14 protein-coding genes are annotated in these 15,819 nt (G+C 33.7%); 10 read left to right on the top strand and 4 right to left on the bottom strand.

Annotated features, from left to right (window positions below; translation table 11 throughout):
• The first annotated feature begins 25 nt into the window (after positions 1–25).
• Positions 26–982 carry a GSCFA domain-containing protein gene (locus BMX53_RS00865; protein ID WP_074744158.1) on the top strand — a complete coding sequence of 319 codons (957 nt, stop codon included), beginning with the start codon at positions 26–28 and terminating at the stop codon, positions 980–982.
• Positions 983–984: 2 nt separating this feature from the next.
• The gene (locus BMX53_RS00860) at positions 985–1,617 is read left to right on the top strand and encodes a DUF4230 domain-containing protein (RefSeq protein WP_038984752.1); all 633 of its coding nucleotides are present in this window, start codon (positions 985–987) and stop codon (positions 1,615–1,617) included.
• Here BMX53_RS00860 and BMX53_RS00855 read toward each other — a convergent pair.
• Positions 1,612–3,363 (bottom strand): aromatic amino acid hydroxylase, encoded by a 1,752-nt coding sequence (locus tag BMX53_RS00855; RefSeq protein ID WP_074744156.1) that lies wholly within the window; start codon positions 3,361–3,363, stop codon positions 1,612–1,614. The two genes, BMX53_RS00860 and BMX53_RS00855, sit on opposite strands and share 6 nt — an antisense overlap.
• Before the next feature lie 282 nt (positions 3,364–3,645).
• On the opposite strand from BMX53_RS00855, the gene BMX53_RS00850 reads away from it, so the two are divergent.
• From BMX53_RS00850 to BMX53_RS00835, 4 genes are all read left to right on the top strand, one after another.
• The gene (locus BMX53_RS00850; protein ID WP_074744154.1) at positions 3,646–4,767 is read left to right on the top strand and encodes a hypothetical protein; all 1,122 of its coding nucleotides are present in this window, start codon (positions 3,646–3,648) and stop codon (positions 4,765–4,767) included.
• 45 nt (positions 4,768–4,812) lie between these two features.
• Positions 4,813–5,868: a hypothetical protein gene (locus BMX53_RS00845; protein WP_143061399.1), complete on the top strand. Its 1,056-nt coding sequence runs from the start codon at positions 4,813–4,815 to the stop codon at positions 5,866–5,868.
• A gap of 92 nt (positions 5,869–5,960) precedes the next feature.
• The gene (locus BMX53_RS00840) at positions 5,961–7,058 is read left to right on the top strand and encodes a hypothetical protein (protein WP_074744150.1); all 1,098 of its coding nucleotides are present in this window, start codon (positions 5,961–5,963) and stop codon (positions 7,056–7,058) included.
• Positions 7,059–7,078: 20 nt separating this feature from the next.
• Positions 7,079–8,203 (top strand): hypothetical protein, encoded by a 1,125-nt coding sequence (locus tag BMX53_RS00835; RefSeq protein ID WP_074744148.1) that lies wholly within the window; start codon positions 7,079–7,081, stop codon positions 8,201–8,203.
• A gap of 57 nt (positions 8,204–8,260) precedes the next feature.
• On the opposite strand, the gene BMX53_RS00830 is transcribed toward BMX53_RS00835, so the two are convergent.
• Complete coding sequence (locus BMX53_RS00830) at positions 8,261–8,818, bottom strand: DUF4136 domain-containing protein (RefSeq protein ID WP_074744146.1); 558 nt, start codon at positions 8,816–8,818, stop codon at positions 8,261–8,263.
• A gap of 19 nt (positions 8,819–8,837) precedes the next feature.
• Entirely contained in the window at positions 8,838–10,826 is a 1,989-nt protein-coding gene (locus BMX53_RS00825) for a urocanate hydratase (protein WP_074744144.1), read from the bottom strand.
• Between the two features lie 179 nt (positions 10,827–11,005).
• Here BMX53_RS00825 and BMX53_RS00820 point away from each other — a divergent pair, with 179 nt between their 5' ends.
• From BMX53_RS00820 to hemL, 4 genes are all read left to right on the top strand, one after another.
• The gene (locus BMX53_RS00820; RefSeq protein ID WP_074744142.1) at positions 11,006–11,332 is read left to right on the top strand and encodes a hypothetical protein; all 327 of its coding nucleotides are present in this window, start codon (positions 11,006–11,008) and stop codon (positions 11,330–11,332) included.
• Complete coding sequence (locus tag BMX53_RS00815; protein WP_074744140.1) at positions 11,332–12,210, top strand: 1-aminocyclopropane-1-carboxylate deaminase/D-cysteine desulfhydrase; 879 nt, start codon at positions 11,332–11,334, stop codon at positions 12,208–12,210. Before BMX53_RS00820 ends, BMX53_RS00815 begins: the two co-directional genes overlap by 1 nt.
• An 81-nt stretch (positions 12,211–12,291) precedes the next feature.
• Positions 12,292–13,188, top strand: coding sequence for a glucosaminidase domain-containing protein (locus tag BMX53_RS00810; protein ID WP_038984783.1), 897 nt, complete (start codon positions 12,292–12,294; stop codon positions 13,186–13,188).
• A gap of 1 nt (position 13,189) precedes the next feature.
• Positions 13,190–14,473: a glutamate-1-semialdehyde 2,1-aminomutase gene (hemL, locus tag BMX53_RS00805; RefSeq protein ID WP_074744138.1), complete on the top strand. Its 1,284-nt coding sequence runs from the start codon at positions 13,190–13,192 to the stop codon at positions 14,471–14,473.
• Positions 14,474–14,844: 371 nt separating this feature from the next.
• Here the strand turns inward: hemL and BMX53_RS00800 are convergent, their stop codons facing one another.
• Positions 14,845–15,444 (bottom strand): ribonuclease HII, encoded by a 600-nt coding sequence (locus BMX53_RS00800; RefSeq protein WP_038984773.1) that lies wholly within the window; start codon positions 15,442–15,444, stop codon positions 14,845–14,847.
• Between the last annotated feature and the right edge of the window lie 375 nt (positions 15,445–15,819).

The raw sequence follows: 15,819 nt of genomic DNA, 5'->3' as shown, positions 1-15,819 counted from the left end.
TTTTTATACAAGAGATAATTTGGTTATGAAGTTTAGTACAGTAGTACCTACTAAGGTAGCAAAAGATAGAATAAAGTACGAGCACAAGATCTTATCTATGGGATCGTGCTTTGCAGTTAATATCAGTGATAAGTTAAAGGAGTATCAGTTTCAGAGTGTGGTTAATCCCTTCGGTATTCTGTTTCATCCTTTCGCTATAGAACGCGTGTTGGAGTATGCTGTGGATGGATATGAATTCACTAGTAAGGATGTGTTCTGCCATAATGAGGTGTGGAGTAGCTTTATTGCTCATTCAGACTTGAATGAGTTAGAAGAAGAGGATATCGTGACTAAACTAAATGTAAAGTTGTTTGATCTACAAGTGGCTTTGAAGGAAAGTTCTTTTATGTACATCACTCTAGGTACTGCATGGGTATATGAACATATAGAGTCTGGAATGGTTGTTGCTAATTGTCATAAGGTACCACAGAGTAACTTTAAGAAGAGATTGCTATCTTATGAGGAAGTAAGTGCTAGTTTATCTAAAATCATTAAATTAGTACAAGCGATTAATCCTGAGTTACAAATAGTGTTTACAGTATCTCCTGTGAGGCACTTTAAGGATGGTATCGTTGAGAATCAAAGAAGTAAGTCAGTGTTGTTTACAGCACTTCACGATGTTTTAGATAGACAAGAGGAAGTGAGTATTGGATACTTTCCATCGTATGAGATAGTGATGGATGAGCTAAGAGATTACCGTTATTATAAAGCGGATATGCTACACCCAAACGAGTTGGCGATTGACTATATATGGGAACGCTTTGTGACTACGTGGATACATCCAGATATGTATCCAATAATGCACAAGGTGGATGAGGTGCAACGTGGGCTTAATCATAGACCGTTTAATCCTACTGCAGAACAACACCTGAAGTTCTTAGATACATTAGTAGAAAAGATAGATTACTTATTAGAGAAATATCCATTTATGAGTTTTAGATAGTTATGAGAAAGTTATTACGTGTATTATTCGGAATATTTGTAGTGCTCTTTTTTATGTTTTCAGGAGTAGTTGTGTACAATTACTTAACAAAAGGAAAGAGTGATGATATGCAGTACAATACTGCTCTGATCCAAGAACAGTTAAAGAATGTGAGTAAGCTTGTAGTGACTGAAGCTACGTTCTCTCAAGTGATGACTTATAAAGATCAACAGAAGTATCTGATGAACTTACTTTCTTTTGACAAGAAGGCTGTAGTAATTATTAATGCAAAGGCTACAGTAGGTTATGATCTTAGCCAACTAAAGTATCAAATAGATGAAAAGAATAAGGTAGTTCAAATATTATTTATTCCTGAAGCGGAGGTAAATATATACCCTGACTACAAGATACTAGATGTAGAGCAGAGTAAGTTCAATCCGTTTAAAGGAGAAGATTATAACAAGATCAATGCAAAGGTGAAAAAAGACTTAGAAGATAAAATAGAAAAGTCCACTTTAAAATCGAATGCAGAGAATCGACTTATAAGTGAACTTTCTAAAATATTGATAGTTACCCAAGCACTTGGCTGGAAACTAGAGTATCAAGGTAATACTATTCAAAGTGATAAAGACTTAGTCTTAGATATGGCTTTATAAGCTTTTAAGAATAATGTCTATACCGTCTTTAATTAAATGAGCTACTTCAGGTCTGTTAGTTTGAACAGATTTAAGGTGGCTCATTGCTTTTTCGGCTAAAGCTGTATTAGAGGCTTTTTTAGCTAGTTCTAATATTTCTACTGTCAACAACCAGTCTGTAGAGTAATCATTGATTAAAACGTCTAGAATACTGTTTAAATCAGTTGTTTTGTTCTCTTCTCTCATTGCTCTTACCTCTTGGTAGTAGCTTTCAAGCTTTATTTTGTTCTCGTCTCTCTTCGCTTTTATTGTTTGGCTTGAAGGTACATGGTTAATTAGATCAAAGCTTCTGTAATCAGCAGGTCCTGAGAAAGCAGAGATGATATTAGCACCTACAGCCATGTCATAAGTTCCCCATTCTGGTTGGAACAATACTTCGTCATTATGCTTCACTGTACAATCGCTGAAACTAATCAAAATGATTTTACCGTGTATGTTTCTAATACCTGTGATGTTAGTTCCAGATACAGTTATACCACCCTCGAACTCTAATGTTACAGGCTTACCTTCGTATAAGTTGTAAGCTTTTAGGTCTCTAGGACTCATATCTTCGATAGCTAGATTGATTCCTTTTAATCTTCCTAATGCTGTACCAAAGCCGTGTGGGTGAGTCTCTGTCCCATGTCCTACTAATTCTTTTTCTCTGTATGACAATGCTGTTTGACCAGTCGTTTGTACATAAGCAGGTTTACCTTCATGTTCGATAACACGTGTGAATACACCTGATATTTGAAGTCCTGTATTAAGCTCTATAGTACCTAAGGCTTTAGAGTCTATAAGTTTGCTAACTCCCATTAAACCTCCTTTTCTCAAGGCCATCTTATTCGCAAACTCTTCTAATACTTCACTTAGGTAAGCAAAGTCAGGAGTTACATATAGTTGAGGTTGAGGTTTAGTAATGTCAAAACCTTGGTATGCAGCTTCTATACTATAAGGAAGTTTCTTTACATTGTTAGTCATACACCATGCACTCTCCCCGATAGAAGATAGTAAACCAGCTCCGTATATCTTAGGGTTGTCAGTAGTACCTATTAGTCCATACTCTACAGTCCACCAGTGAAGGTTACGGATAAGTGCCATTTCAGAAGGTTCTTCTACTATACTTTGTAGGTGTTCTACTTGTGCCTCTGCTTTAGCTATTTCTTCTTCCGCTACACCTTCTGCTTCTTTAAGAATAGATAATAGACGAATAGCTTCGTATATCTCATAATCTCTACCAGAAGAGATTGCTTTACAACCTATCTCGCCGAAGCGTCTAAGGTATTCAGCATACTCTGGGTTTGCGATAATAGGAGCGTGTCCAGCACCTTCGTGTATGATGTCTGGTGCAGGTGTGTATTCTATATTTTCTAATTGTCTAATATCTGATGCAATAACAAGAACTTTATAAGCCTGAAACTCCATAAAGGCATTCGGTGGTATAAAGCCATCTACTGCTACAGCAGCCCAACCTATTTCTTTTAATATTCTATTCATCCCATACATACTAGGGATACTTTCTATAGAAATACCTGTTTTAGCTAGACCGTCAAGATATGATTCGTGAGCAACTTTAGATAGATAATCAACATTTTTACGCATAACATATCTCCACACGGCTTGATTAATTGGTGTATAATCTTGATAACTCTGTGGTTTGATAAATTGTTTTAAATGCTGTGGTAATCTTTCGATCAAGTCGTTACTTTCATATTCTTGTGTTTTCATAAATGAAATTTGTTATTGTTTGTGGTAAATATAATAAAAACAATGACTGTTTTAGATAAAGATGTGATGTAATGAGGTTTTAACCAATTTTTAATGATTTGATAGGAGCTTTTTTAGAAGAGGTTGAGACTTCGTTTTTGTGTTTTTTGAATCAATGTAATCTTCAGTGTTTGAATTGTTTTGTTAATAGATAAATATGTTTGAATAGGTATAGTAATTAATTTGATAGGTTTTTTGTGTTATTGTTATTTAGTACCAACTAATTAACCTAAATAATAAATTATGAAAAAACTGTTGTTTTATTTCTCCTTAGCTCTCTTGACTATTAGTGTAGTCGGTTGTAGTAAGGATGACAATACCCCTAGTGACTTTGTGTTAAAAGACTTGTTCGTTGAAGCAAGTGATATTGCTGTAGATGAAGGTGGTCTTGTAACCTTTAAAGCTTATGATGGGGATAGAAAGGAAGTCTCTGGTGTTGACTTTTATGTCGATAATGTAAAGGCTACCCAGGAATATAAGTTCGAAAAAAGAGGAGTATATAATATCATTGCTAAAAAAGCAGGATATAAGAATAGTGCGGCTTTAGCTATTTTAGTAGGTGGGACTATAGCTGAGAAACTAACTCTAGAGGCTGATTCTTATGATGTGAGAATAGGTGATAAAGTTATGTTTACTGTCACTGCTGATGGTAGAGCTGTTTCAAATTACTATATAGAGAATAAAGGATATGGTCTATTTAGTGGGAATAGTTGGAATCCAAGCGAAGTGGGTACTTATACTTTCTATGCTTTTAAAGAAGGATTTTTTAATAGTGAAGTCATTACGATTATGGTTAGCCCTAAAGAGATAAAGGAAAACCAATACTTCGTATTGAAAGATAAAAAATATGGTATTGATGCTACACAACTTAGTGTGCAGATCCATAAGTTAAAAGATGAAAATGATGAGGCTAGGCCTTATATGTATACGGATGAAAAAACAGGTAAGAAATACCAAGTGTATGAATTGTTGGTTATGAATACTGATGATAGAAGTGGTATCATTTATCTAATGGGAGTTTATGTTTCTGCTAATGAGACAGGATTTGTATTTCCAGAACAAGCAGAGAAAGCTAATGTGTTTCCGATAAGTGTTATCGGTATGGTACAGGGCAAAGAAGAATTAAAAGCTGATGCTAATGCTATAGATAAGATGTCGATCGAATGGGTAGGAGTATATGATTCTAATAAAGAAGAACAGGGGCCTATTAATTATTATTTATCTCTAAAGGATAAAAGTGCAGATCTTAAATATGAAGGTACATATGAAGGAATATATGGTAGTGAAGTAAAAGAAAAGACAACAAAAGTAGGTAGAGTGTTTAATTCTAAAATAAAAGATAGTAGTAAGCTTCGTCTTAAGTAATTAGAGTAATAAATAATCTTTTTTAATCAAATAAAATGTAAAGACATGAAACAGGTTTTAAAATATTTTGTTGTATTACTATTAATGTTTTTTGGTGTAGGCTGTAGTAATGATGATGCTAATGCTGAATTAAAAGAACTAATTATCAAAGTAGATAAGTCTACTATAAATGAAGGAGAGTCTATATTCTTTAGTGCTAGAGATGTTAATGATAAGGTGATTAATGAGGTAGATTATTATGTAAACAATATTAAGGTTAGTAATCCTTATAAGTTCAATACAGTAGGGACTTTTAATGTAACTGCTAAAAAGAATGGCTATAAGAATAGTAAAGCAATTGATATTCTTGTTAATAGGGTTATTAAGAAACTAACTCTTATCGCTAGTGGTACTGAAGTTGCAATAGGTGAGGATGTGCTTTTTAATGTAACTGCAGAAGGAAGTGTTATATCTGATTTCTCTATAAAATATGTTGGGAATGGATTGTTTAGTGGTAATACGTGGTATGCTAATAAAATAGGTACTCATCAATTTTATGCTGTAAAGGAAGGCTTTTATGATAGTGAAATTATTAGTATTAATGTGAAACCTAAAGAAGATCAGCGTTTTATTATTGACGAAAAAGAATATTCAATAGATGATGTTTATCTAGAAGTATATACAGCATATGATATTAATAGTGGAAAAAGAGTTCCATATATCTATACTGACGAAGTAACTAATAGGACTTATCAAAAGTATCGTTTGTACGCTAAGAATAGTAGTGCTCCTCTTCTACAAAGTGAATTCATAGTCGAACTTAGAGTCTATGTAGCATCTACAGAAACTAATTTTGTTGTACCTAACCAAGAGAATATAAAATATACGAAAGTGTCTTTTGTATATTTTTTTACACAAACTAAATCAAGAGCTTATGCATTAAAGGATTTAGAGACAGTTAATTTTAAATGGATAAGTCCATTTGAACATTCTTATGTGAAACCTGGAACAATCAGTTATCAAATAACTACAAAAGATAAAAAAGTTGAGATTAACTATCAAGGAGAATACAACGGACTTAGATTTAGAGATGATTATGAGATTGTACCGCAATCTAAATAAACTGTCTAATAGGACAAAGAAATACCTAAAAGTGAAATTTATAAAAGTAATGTTTAGGTAAATAATTAATAACAATTACTAAAGAATTAAATATGAAACAGGTTTTAAAATATTTCTCTGTATTACTATTAACTATTGTAGCTGTAAGCTGTAGTAGTGATGATGCAAGTACAGAATTAAAAGAACTCATAGTCAAAGTGGATAAGATGACTGTAGAGGAAGGCGAGGTAGTTAAATTTAGTGCTGTAGATTCTAATAACAAGATAATTGAAGGAGCTGATTACTTTATAAATAACGTGAAAGTTAGTAACCCATATAAGTTTGTAAAGAGTGGTACGTATAATGTCGTTGCTAGAAAGAATGGTTATAATATGAGTTCTCCAAAAACGATATTGGTAGGAAGAGTATTAAATAAGAGATTAGAACTTGTAGCAAGTAAAGCAGAAATTGTAGCAGGTGATAATGTAACTTTCCAAGTTCTTGCCAATGGTGAACCAGTTACTGATTATTATATAGAGGTAATGGGAAGAGGGATATTGTTAGGTGATACTTGGACATCACTTACTGAAGGAACGTTTAAACTTTATGCTTTTAAAGGTGAGTATTTAAATAGCAATGTAGTTACCATAAAAGTAAAAGATAAACCTATTGATGAGAATCAATTCTTCTCAATAGTTGATGAGAAGTATGGTATAGGAGAAGTACAGTTTGCAGCACATGTACAAGCTGAAGATGATGCGAATATTAAACCTTACCATTATACTGATAAAGCTACAGGAAAGAAATTTCAAGTGTATGAGTTAGTTTCAATTAATAGAGTTAGACAGGCATTAACATCTTATTTGATAGGAGTTTATGTAGCAGATAATGAAACTAAGTTTATTTATCCAAGCTCGGCAAAACCAACAGACGTATTTTCTATTGGAGGAGTTGGTGTAGTAGGTAATAATACTACTGTATCATTTAATGCCCAGGATATAGCGGAAGTAAATATTGATTGGATAAAACCTATAGCACCTTTTGACCCAACGAATCCTGATAAAACCAGTAAAGGAGAAATTAACTATAACATAATTACAAAAGATAAAAAACTTCAAGTAGTTTATAAGGGTGAGTTCAAAGGGCTGAGTTTTGTTCCTATTAAAAAAGAGACTAAAAGTGTAAAGCAAGCTTTCTCTATTAGTTTTTAATAATTAATCAATTAAAGTACATGAAAAATATATTAAAGTATTTTACAGTAATGTTACTGATAGTAGCAGCTGTAGGGTGTAGTAAAGAAGATGACACTATAGATGATTCTGGAAAGAAAGAGTTGTTTATTAAGCCAGATAAGACCAAAGTAGCTATTGGTGAATTGGTAGCCTTTACAGCAATAGATAAGGACAATAATAAAGTAGAGGATGCAAGTTTTTATCTAAATGGAGTGAAAATTTCTAAAGATTTTAAGTTTGATAAGAAAGGAGTTTATAATGTAATCGCTAAGAAAATAGGATATAAAGCAAGTGCCCCAGTTTCTATTTTTGTTTCAGATGGAGGCGAGGTTATTGCCAATAAATTAAAGTTAACTGTAGATAAGAATACTGTTTATCTTGGAGAGTCTGTCAAGTTTAGTGTGATGGCAGATGGTAAAGAGGTAGAAGGAGCTAAGATACAATACATAGAAGGAGGAACTCTTGAATCATCTACTCTAGTTATGGATAAGTTTGGGACATATAGATTTGTGGCTACTAAAGAAGGATATTCAAACAGTGATATTTTAGAAGTGAAAGTTTTACTAAAACCAAGTGTGACAGATCAGACTTTTACTATTAATGGGGTGAAGTATGATATAAAGAATGTTGAATTGACTATTGATGTTGATAAGAATACCAAGAAACCAATATTGTACAAGGAAGGTAAAGAAGCATATTATGTTTATAAATTGTTTGCTGATAATGTAGAAGGAACTTTTGCTATGTATATTATGAAGGTTATTGTTCCAAATGATACAGATAAAGTTATATTGCCATATGAAGTTCCTGCTAATAAGGTTGTGATACTTGGAGGTTTAGGAGTGATAGACAGAGAGATAGAAGCAGAAATACTTTCTATGGATATAGAGAAGGCGTATGCAAAATGGTTATCACCTTTGACTTCGTTATCAAAAGGGAAAGGTGAAGTAGAGTATGAGTTTATATCTGTTGATTATGCATTAGAAGTTAAATATAAAGGAGTGTACAATGGCTTAGGTATTGTCAATGTAAATCCAGGAGATACTGGTAAAAGTCTGGATATAGAAAGACGAAACACAGGTTTCTCTTTTGAGGAGCTAAAAAAAGAAATTAAGAATAGATAACTTGATAAGCTCTTAAACGAAAAAGGCTCTCCATTGGAGAGCCTTTCTTTTATTCTTTTATTTCTTCTCTATAACAGGAGGAAACTTAGTCAGTATCTTTTCGATAAAATCATTGATACGTTGTTCTTTCTTTTCAGGATTAGGAGCTTTATCTAAATAACCAGTTCCTATACCCTGCCAGATTAACGCTTTCTTATTCGTGTCTAGGATGTCGATATACAATGTTCCTTCGATAGACGTAGTTACAGTTGTATTATTAGGTCCCCAGTATGGTCCCCATCCCCATCCATAGTATCCATAAGGAGAGTAAAAATGACTGTTATTAGTAACATTTACTTGCTCTTGAGCTTTGGTGAAGATATTAATAACAAAATCAGGATTTTTATCTGTTTTCACAAGACCTTTAGCAGCAAGATTAGCATCTATAGCATTAAGAATTCTTTTTTTGTCTAAGTCATTCACCTTAGCTTGATCAATACCTTCTTTAAAGAAAGCATATGTTTTATACTGTTGGAAGTCTACAGCTTTGTCATAGTCAGCTGTAACTTTTACGCTACTACATGAAGTTACGAATAACATCAGTAGAGCTAGTGGTAATAATTTAAAAGCTTTCATGAGTTTCATTGTTTATTAATTATTTTAATAAGTTTTCGTCTACTAGATTAGGTATAGTTACCTTTAACAATGGTTCTACCTCCATAGCTCTTTTAATAGCGAAGATAGCTTCATCATTACGAGCCCAGCTTCTTCTAGCGATACCATTGTTTACATCCCAGAATAACATAGACTCTAATCTTTTTTGAGCTTCGATAGTACCATCAAGTAACATGCCAAACCCACCATTGATTACTTCACCCCATCCTACACCACCACCATTGTGGATAGATACCCATGTAGCTCCTCTAAAGCTATCGCCGATAACATTGTGGATAGCCATATCAGCTGTAAACTTAGAGCCATCATAGATATTAGATGTTTCTCTGTATGGAGAATCTGTACCAGATACATCATGGTGATCTCTACCTAGCACTACAGGACCTATCTTACCCGCTTTAATAGCATCATTAAATGCTCTAGCTATATTAATACGTCCTTCAGCATCTGCGTATAAGATACGAGCCTGAGAACCTACTACAAGTTTGTTCTCTTGAGCACCTTTTATCCAACGGATATTATCAGCCATCTGTTGTTGTATTTCTATAGGAGAGTTCTTAATCATCTCTTCTAATACTTCACATGCTATCATATCTGTTTTCGCTAAGTCCTCAGGATTACCCGAAGTACATACCCATCTAAAAGGACCAAATCCATAGTCAAAACACATTGGTCCCATAATATCCTGTACATAACTAGGATATCTAAAGTCTATATTATTAGCAGCCATCACATCAGCTCCAGCTCTAGAAGCTTCTAATAAGAAAGCATTCCCATAATCAAAGAAGTACGTCCCCTTAGCTGTATGCTTATTTATAGCAGTAGCCTGTCTTCTAAGAGACTCTTGTACTAATTCCTTAAATTTAATTGGGTTATTAGCCATCAAATCATTTGCCTCTTCAAAAGATACTCCTACAGGATAGTAACCACCAGCCCATGGATTGTGTAGAGAAGTCTGATCAGATCCTAAATCAATATATAAGTTCTGTTTATCAAATTCTTCCCATATATCTACTACGTTACCTTGGTAAGCGATAGAAACTATTTCTTTATTCTCTTGTGCCTTTTTAACACGAACTACTAAAGCATTGATGTCAGTTACTACTTCATCTACCCAACCTTGTGAGTGTCTAGTGTATACTGCTTTAGGGTTTACTTCAGCACATACAGTAATACATCCCGCTATATTACCCGCCTTAGGCTGAGCACCACTCATTCCTCCTAATCCAGAAGTAACGAATAATTTACCAGCTAGACCTTCTCCATTTTTAGAGATTTTTCTACCACCATTTAATACCGTGATAGTAGTACCATGTACGATACCTTGTGGTCCGATATACATATAGCTACCAGCGGTCATCTGACCATACTGTGTCACTCCTAGTGCATTAAACTTTTCCCAATCATCTGGCTTAGAATAATTAGGAATCATCATACCATTAGTAACAACTACTCTAGGAGCGTTTTTATGTGATGGGAATAATCCCATCGGATGACCAGAATACATTACTAAAGTCTGTTCGTCAGTCATTTCACCTAGATATTTCATCGTTAGTAAGTACTGAGCCCAGTTAGAGAATACAGCTCCATTACCTCCATAAGTGATTAGTTCATGAGGATGTTGTGCCACTGCATAGTCTAAGTTGTTTTGAATCATTAGCATGATCGCCTTAGCCTGTAGACATTGACCTGGATATTCATCGATTGGTCTAGCATACATCTTGTAATCTGGGCGTAAGCGATACATATATATTCTTCCATACTTTTCAAGTTCTTCTTTGAACTCAGGAATAAGGGTACTGTGATTTTCGCTAGGGAAATAGCGCAAAGCATTCTTAAGAGCTAATACTTTCTCATCCTCTGATAAGATTTCTTTTCTCTTAGGAGCGTGATTGATAGAAAGATCATACTCTTTTTTAGGAGGTAATACAGTAGGTATTCCTTGTAAAATATGTTCTTGAAAAGTCATTTTTATATTTTTTAGTTTGTTATTAATTTTTACTTAAATAGACACGGATTAGCAAAAATCATTAAGTACTTTTGCTAAGTCGTTTATCTATTATGTGATAGTGTCATAAACAGATGGGAAGATAGTAATAAAGTTGGAAAGTATAAATACCTCTAGTATTAAAAAGTTCTAAAAAGAAGATGATAGTAATCTGTAAGAATTTAGTGCCTAAGGGATACCAAGGAGTAACATTGTTTCCTTTTATCATTCTGAGGTCAGTTGAGGATAAGAATAATGCGTATCTAATTAATCATGAGCGTATTCACCTACGCCAACAGTTAGAGCTGTTGGTAGTGTTTTTTTACATCTGGTATATCCTAGAGTTCATAATGCATTACATTAAGAGTAATGATGTGAAGACTGCTTATAGATCTATTATTTTTGAGCGAGAAGCTTATCAATATGAACATAATCTAGAGTATCTAAAAAACAGAAAGTATTTTTCATTCTTAAGAAATAAGAAATAATGTTTGAGAAAGAGAATGTATATAATGAACAGTTAAATGTAGAATTACCTCGTGGTATTACTATTTTTGTCAAGAGAGAAGATTTGTTACATGAAGAGGTTTCTGGTAATAAATTCAGAAAGTTAAAGTACAATATTTTAAAAGCGAAAGAGTTAGGATATAGTAAGCTATTGACTTTTGGAGGAGCATATTCTAATCATATTGCAGCTACAGCAGCGGCAGGACGTATCTGTGGTATAGAGACGATAGGTATCATAAGAGGAGAAGAGCTAGAAGATAATTATACAGGAAATGCTACTCTGACTAAGGCTGTAACCGATGGTATGCAGCTTGGCTTTATGACTAGAACAGAATATAGACAGAAAGCAGATGAGGTGATTATAGATAAACTGAAACAGAAATATGGTGAGTTTTATCTAGTGCCAGAAGGAGGGACGAATGAAGAGGCTATAAGGGGAACTGAAGAAATATTAAAAGAAGAAGATTACACCTTTGACTATGTGTGTACAGCAGTAGGGACTGGGGGGACAATAGCAGGTATTATTAATAGTTCACGCGATAATCAGACAATAATTGGCTTTCCGGCATTAAAAGGTAATTTTCTATATGAGGATATTCGTAAGTTTGTCACTAATAGTAATTGGCATTTAGTCTTAGACTATCATTTCGGTGGATATGCCAAGTATAACGAAGAATTGCTTTCTTTTTTGAGACTGCTATATAAAGATACAGGAATTTTATTTGATCCTATATATAACGGGAAAATGATATATGGAGTGTTAGAGGAAATCAAAAAAGGGAAGTTTAAGGATAATAGTAGAATACTTGTAATTCACACTGGTGGAGTACAAGGATGGAATGAAAAGATTAAAATTTAGTAATAATAATGTATGTATAGAAGAGTCATTTTTTTTATTTGTATGCTATTTCTTGTTGGCTGTGCTAGCAAGAAAGCTCCAATGCCTAAGAGTAAGCCCCTAACAACGAGTAGGTATCCTGCTCCAACTGGTAAGAAGGTGAAAGAAAAAGAACTAGTATCTAAATCTGAGTATAGAGCACAAGTTCAGAAAGAGGAAGTGGAGAAAAAGAAAGTAGAAAAGAAAAAAAGTAATAGTGAGGTGTTAGAAGCTACGTCAAGATTAAGTGTGACGAGTGATAATATACGTGACTATATCCATACATATAAAGAGACTGCTAAAGAAAATATGCAGACTTATGGAGTGCCTGCTAGTATTAAGTTAGCTCAAGGAGTCTTAGAATCTGGATCAGGACAAGGTACACTTAGTAGAAATGCCAATAACCACTTCGGAATTAAATGTCACCAAGGATGGGAAGGCGAGTCTGTACGTCATACAGATGATGCGCCAGATGAATGCTTTAGAAAGTATGATAATCCTAAAGACTCTTATACAGACCATTCGCTGTTCTTAAGTAAAAGGGGGAGATATAATGATCTCTTCTTATTAGATAAAGATGATTACGAAGGTTGGGCAGTAGGACTTAAGAAAGCTGGGTATGCTACAGATCCGCGATATGCTGATAAACTTATTAGTCTTATAGAACGATATGAGTTATACAAGTACGATGCAGAAGTGCTTAATAAGAAAGTGACTGGGCCTAGACCTCGCACTATCTCTACAGCGACAGATAGTACTAGTGTAGCTTCTAACACAAAGACTACATCTAAATCAAGTCAGACTTCTACTACGAAGAAGGGTGGTACACACACAGTAGTAAAGGGAGATACATTATACAATATATCTAAAAGATATAATCTAACTGTAGAACAACTACAGAAGTTGAATAAACTGACAAGTAACACAATTTCAATCGGACAAACCTTAAAAATTAAATAATATGTTATACCAAAGAAGCAGTCAGCTTTTTGCAGAAGCTGAGAAAGTAATACCTGGAGGAGTTAACTCTCCTGTACGTGCTTTTAAATCTGTCGGAGGAACTCCTATCTTCGTAAAAGAAGCTAAAGGAGCATATTTATATGATGAAGATGGCAATAAACTTATAGACTACATTAACTCATGGGGACCTATGATATTAGGGCATGCTTATGAGCCTGTAGTTAACGCTGTAATCGAAAAAGCTAAATTAGGAACTTCTTTTGGTATGCCAACAGAGATAGAAACAAAGATAGCAGAGTTAGCTGTTTCTATGGTTCCAAATATTGATAAAATACGTTTTGTAAATTCAGGTACAGAAGCATGTATGAGTGCTATACGTCTAGCACGTGGATTTACAGATAGAGAAAAGATAATTAAGTTTAAAGGATGTTATCACGGACACTCAGATTCATTTTTGATTTCTGCAGGTAGTGGTGCTGTTACGTTCGGATCACCTAATAGCCCTGGAGTAACTTCAGGTACTGCTAAAGATACATTATTAGCTACGTATAATGACTTAGCGAATGTAGAGTCTATCTTAGATGCTAATAAAGGAGAAGTAGCAGCTATCATCGTAGAGCCAGTAGCTGGTAATATGGGATGTGTACCTCCTGCTAAAGGGTTTTTAGAAGGATTAAGAGCACTATGTGATAAACATGGTACGTTATTGATCTTTGATGAGGTGATGACAGGATTCCGTCTTGCTAAGGGTGGAGCGCAAGAGTTATTTGGAGTGAATGCTGATATCGTTACATTTGGTAAAGTTATCGGAGGTGGACTACCAGTAGGAGCTTTTGCAGCATGTAATGAAATTATGAATTATCTAGCTCCTGTAGGACCAGTATACCAGGCAGGTACTTTATCTGGTAATCCATTGGCTATGGCAGCAGGATTGACAATGTTACAAGAGATCAATAAAGACAGTGAATTATTCACTCGATTAGAAGAGAAGACTGCTTACTTAGAGAGAGGAATGCGAAAAGTGTTAAATGACAATAAAGTAGCTTATACTATCAACCGTGTTGGATCTATGATCTCTGTATTCTTTGACGAGAGAGAGGTAGTAGATTTTGATACAGCTGGATATGGTAATAATGATACGTTTAAGAAATTCTTCCATGGATTATTGGCAGAGGGCGTGTATATCGCACCTTCATCATATGAGACATGGTTTATTACAGATGCATTGACATACGAGGATTTAGATTACACTATTAATGCTGTGAATAAGATATTCGCTAGCTAGTCAGTAGTACTATCTATTATATATTAAAGGAGCTATTTCTAGATATAGAAATAGCTCCTTTATTTTTTTAAATATTTATCTATTTGATATTTTTGACCTTGTTTGGCGTTTTTGACTCAATTATCTCTTTTTGGCTAATTATGAATATAGATTTTTTGTATAAGTTATTGTAAATCAATATGTAGTAATTTTTTGTTCTTAGTTTGTTTTGATGTTGTTCGGTAACTCCCTGTGTTTACTTGGGTTAAGAAGCTGTTTTCCGAACCGTACCAAAGTCGTGCCCGAAGGAACTACTATGGAAGATAAAACTAATCTTAAATACAGAAATAGTAAAAAGAAAGATAATAATTAATTATCTCTAAGTAGTAGAATTATAGTTCTAGCTTTAATTGGTCAGGTAATAACTTAAAAGACATTCTGTGATACTTACAGGGACCATATTTAGCTATAGCTTCTCTGTGTTCTTTAGTAGGGTATCCTTTGTTTTTTTTCCAATTGTACATTGGAAACTCTTCGTGTATCATATCCATATAATCATCTCTATATGTTTTGGCTAATATAGAGGCTGCAGCTAGACTTAGATATTTCATATCGCCTTTAACTATACACTGATGAGGTAGACTAGGAATAGGAGTGAATCTATTACCATCGATGATTAAGAATTCTGGTTTAGGATCTAGTGCTTCTACAGATAAAGTCATCGCTTTAATAGAAGCATGTAATATGTTTAACTCTTCTATAGTATCTTCATGGAGATGCGTTACTTTATAAGTAAGAGCTTTTTCTTCTATGATTTCTCTAAGTTTATATCGTATTTTGGAAGTGATTTTTTTAGAGTCGTTTATTTCTTCGTTTAAGAAATCCTGAGGTAGGATAACAGCAGCGGCAGTTACTGGGCCAGCTATACATCCTCTACCAGCCTCGTCTGTACCTGCTTCTAATAAAGACTGTGAATAGTTCTGTAATAACATAAAATGTATACTTTAGGTATAAGACAAAAGTAAGTATTAATCTACTTAATGGTGTTATTTGAGTTATCATAATTTTGATATATAGGGTAATCAATGTTTTGTTAAAATAAGTGCTTTTTTTTGGCACTAATTTTTGTAAACCTTGATTGTAATTATACTATTCAAGTTTTGTACTGTTAAAAAAAATGCATTTGTTTTGTTTTTTTTAATAGTAAGTTAAAAATCAAATTATTTAAGATGCATATATTTGAATTTTATAATAGTTTATAATGTTTTTTATTTGTTAAAATAATAAATATTATTTAAAGTGTTAAGATTGGTTTTGGTTATTGTTGTTAATAATTGGTATTAAGGTTAGGTTGTGTAATTACTTTT

Source organism: Myroides marinus (assembly GCF_900109075.1).
Classification (GTDB): Bacteria; Bacteroidota; Bacteroidia; order Flavobacteriales; family Flavobacteriaceae; genus Flavobacterium; species Flavobacterium marinum_A.
Note: the sequence above shows the minus strand (reverse complement) of the source record. Positions and strands in the feature narration are given on the sequence as shown.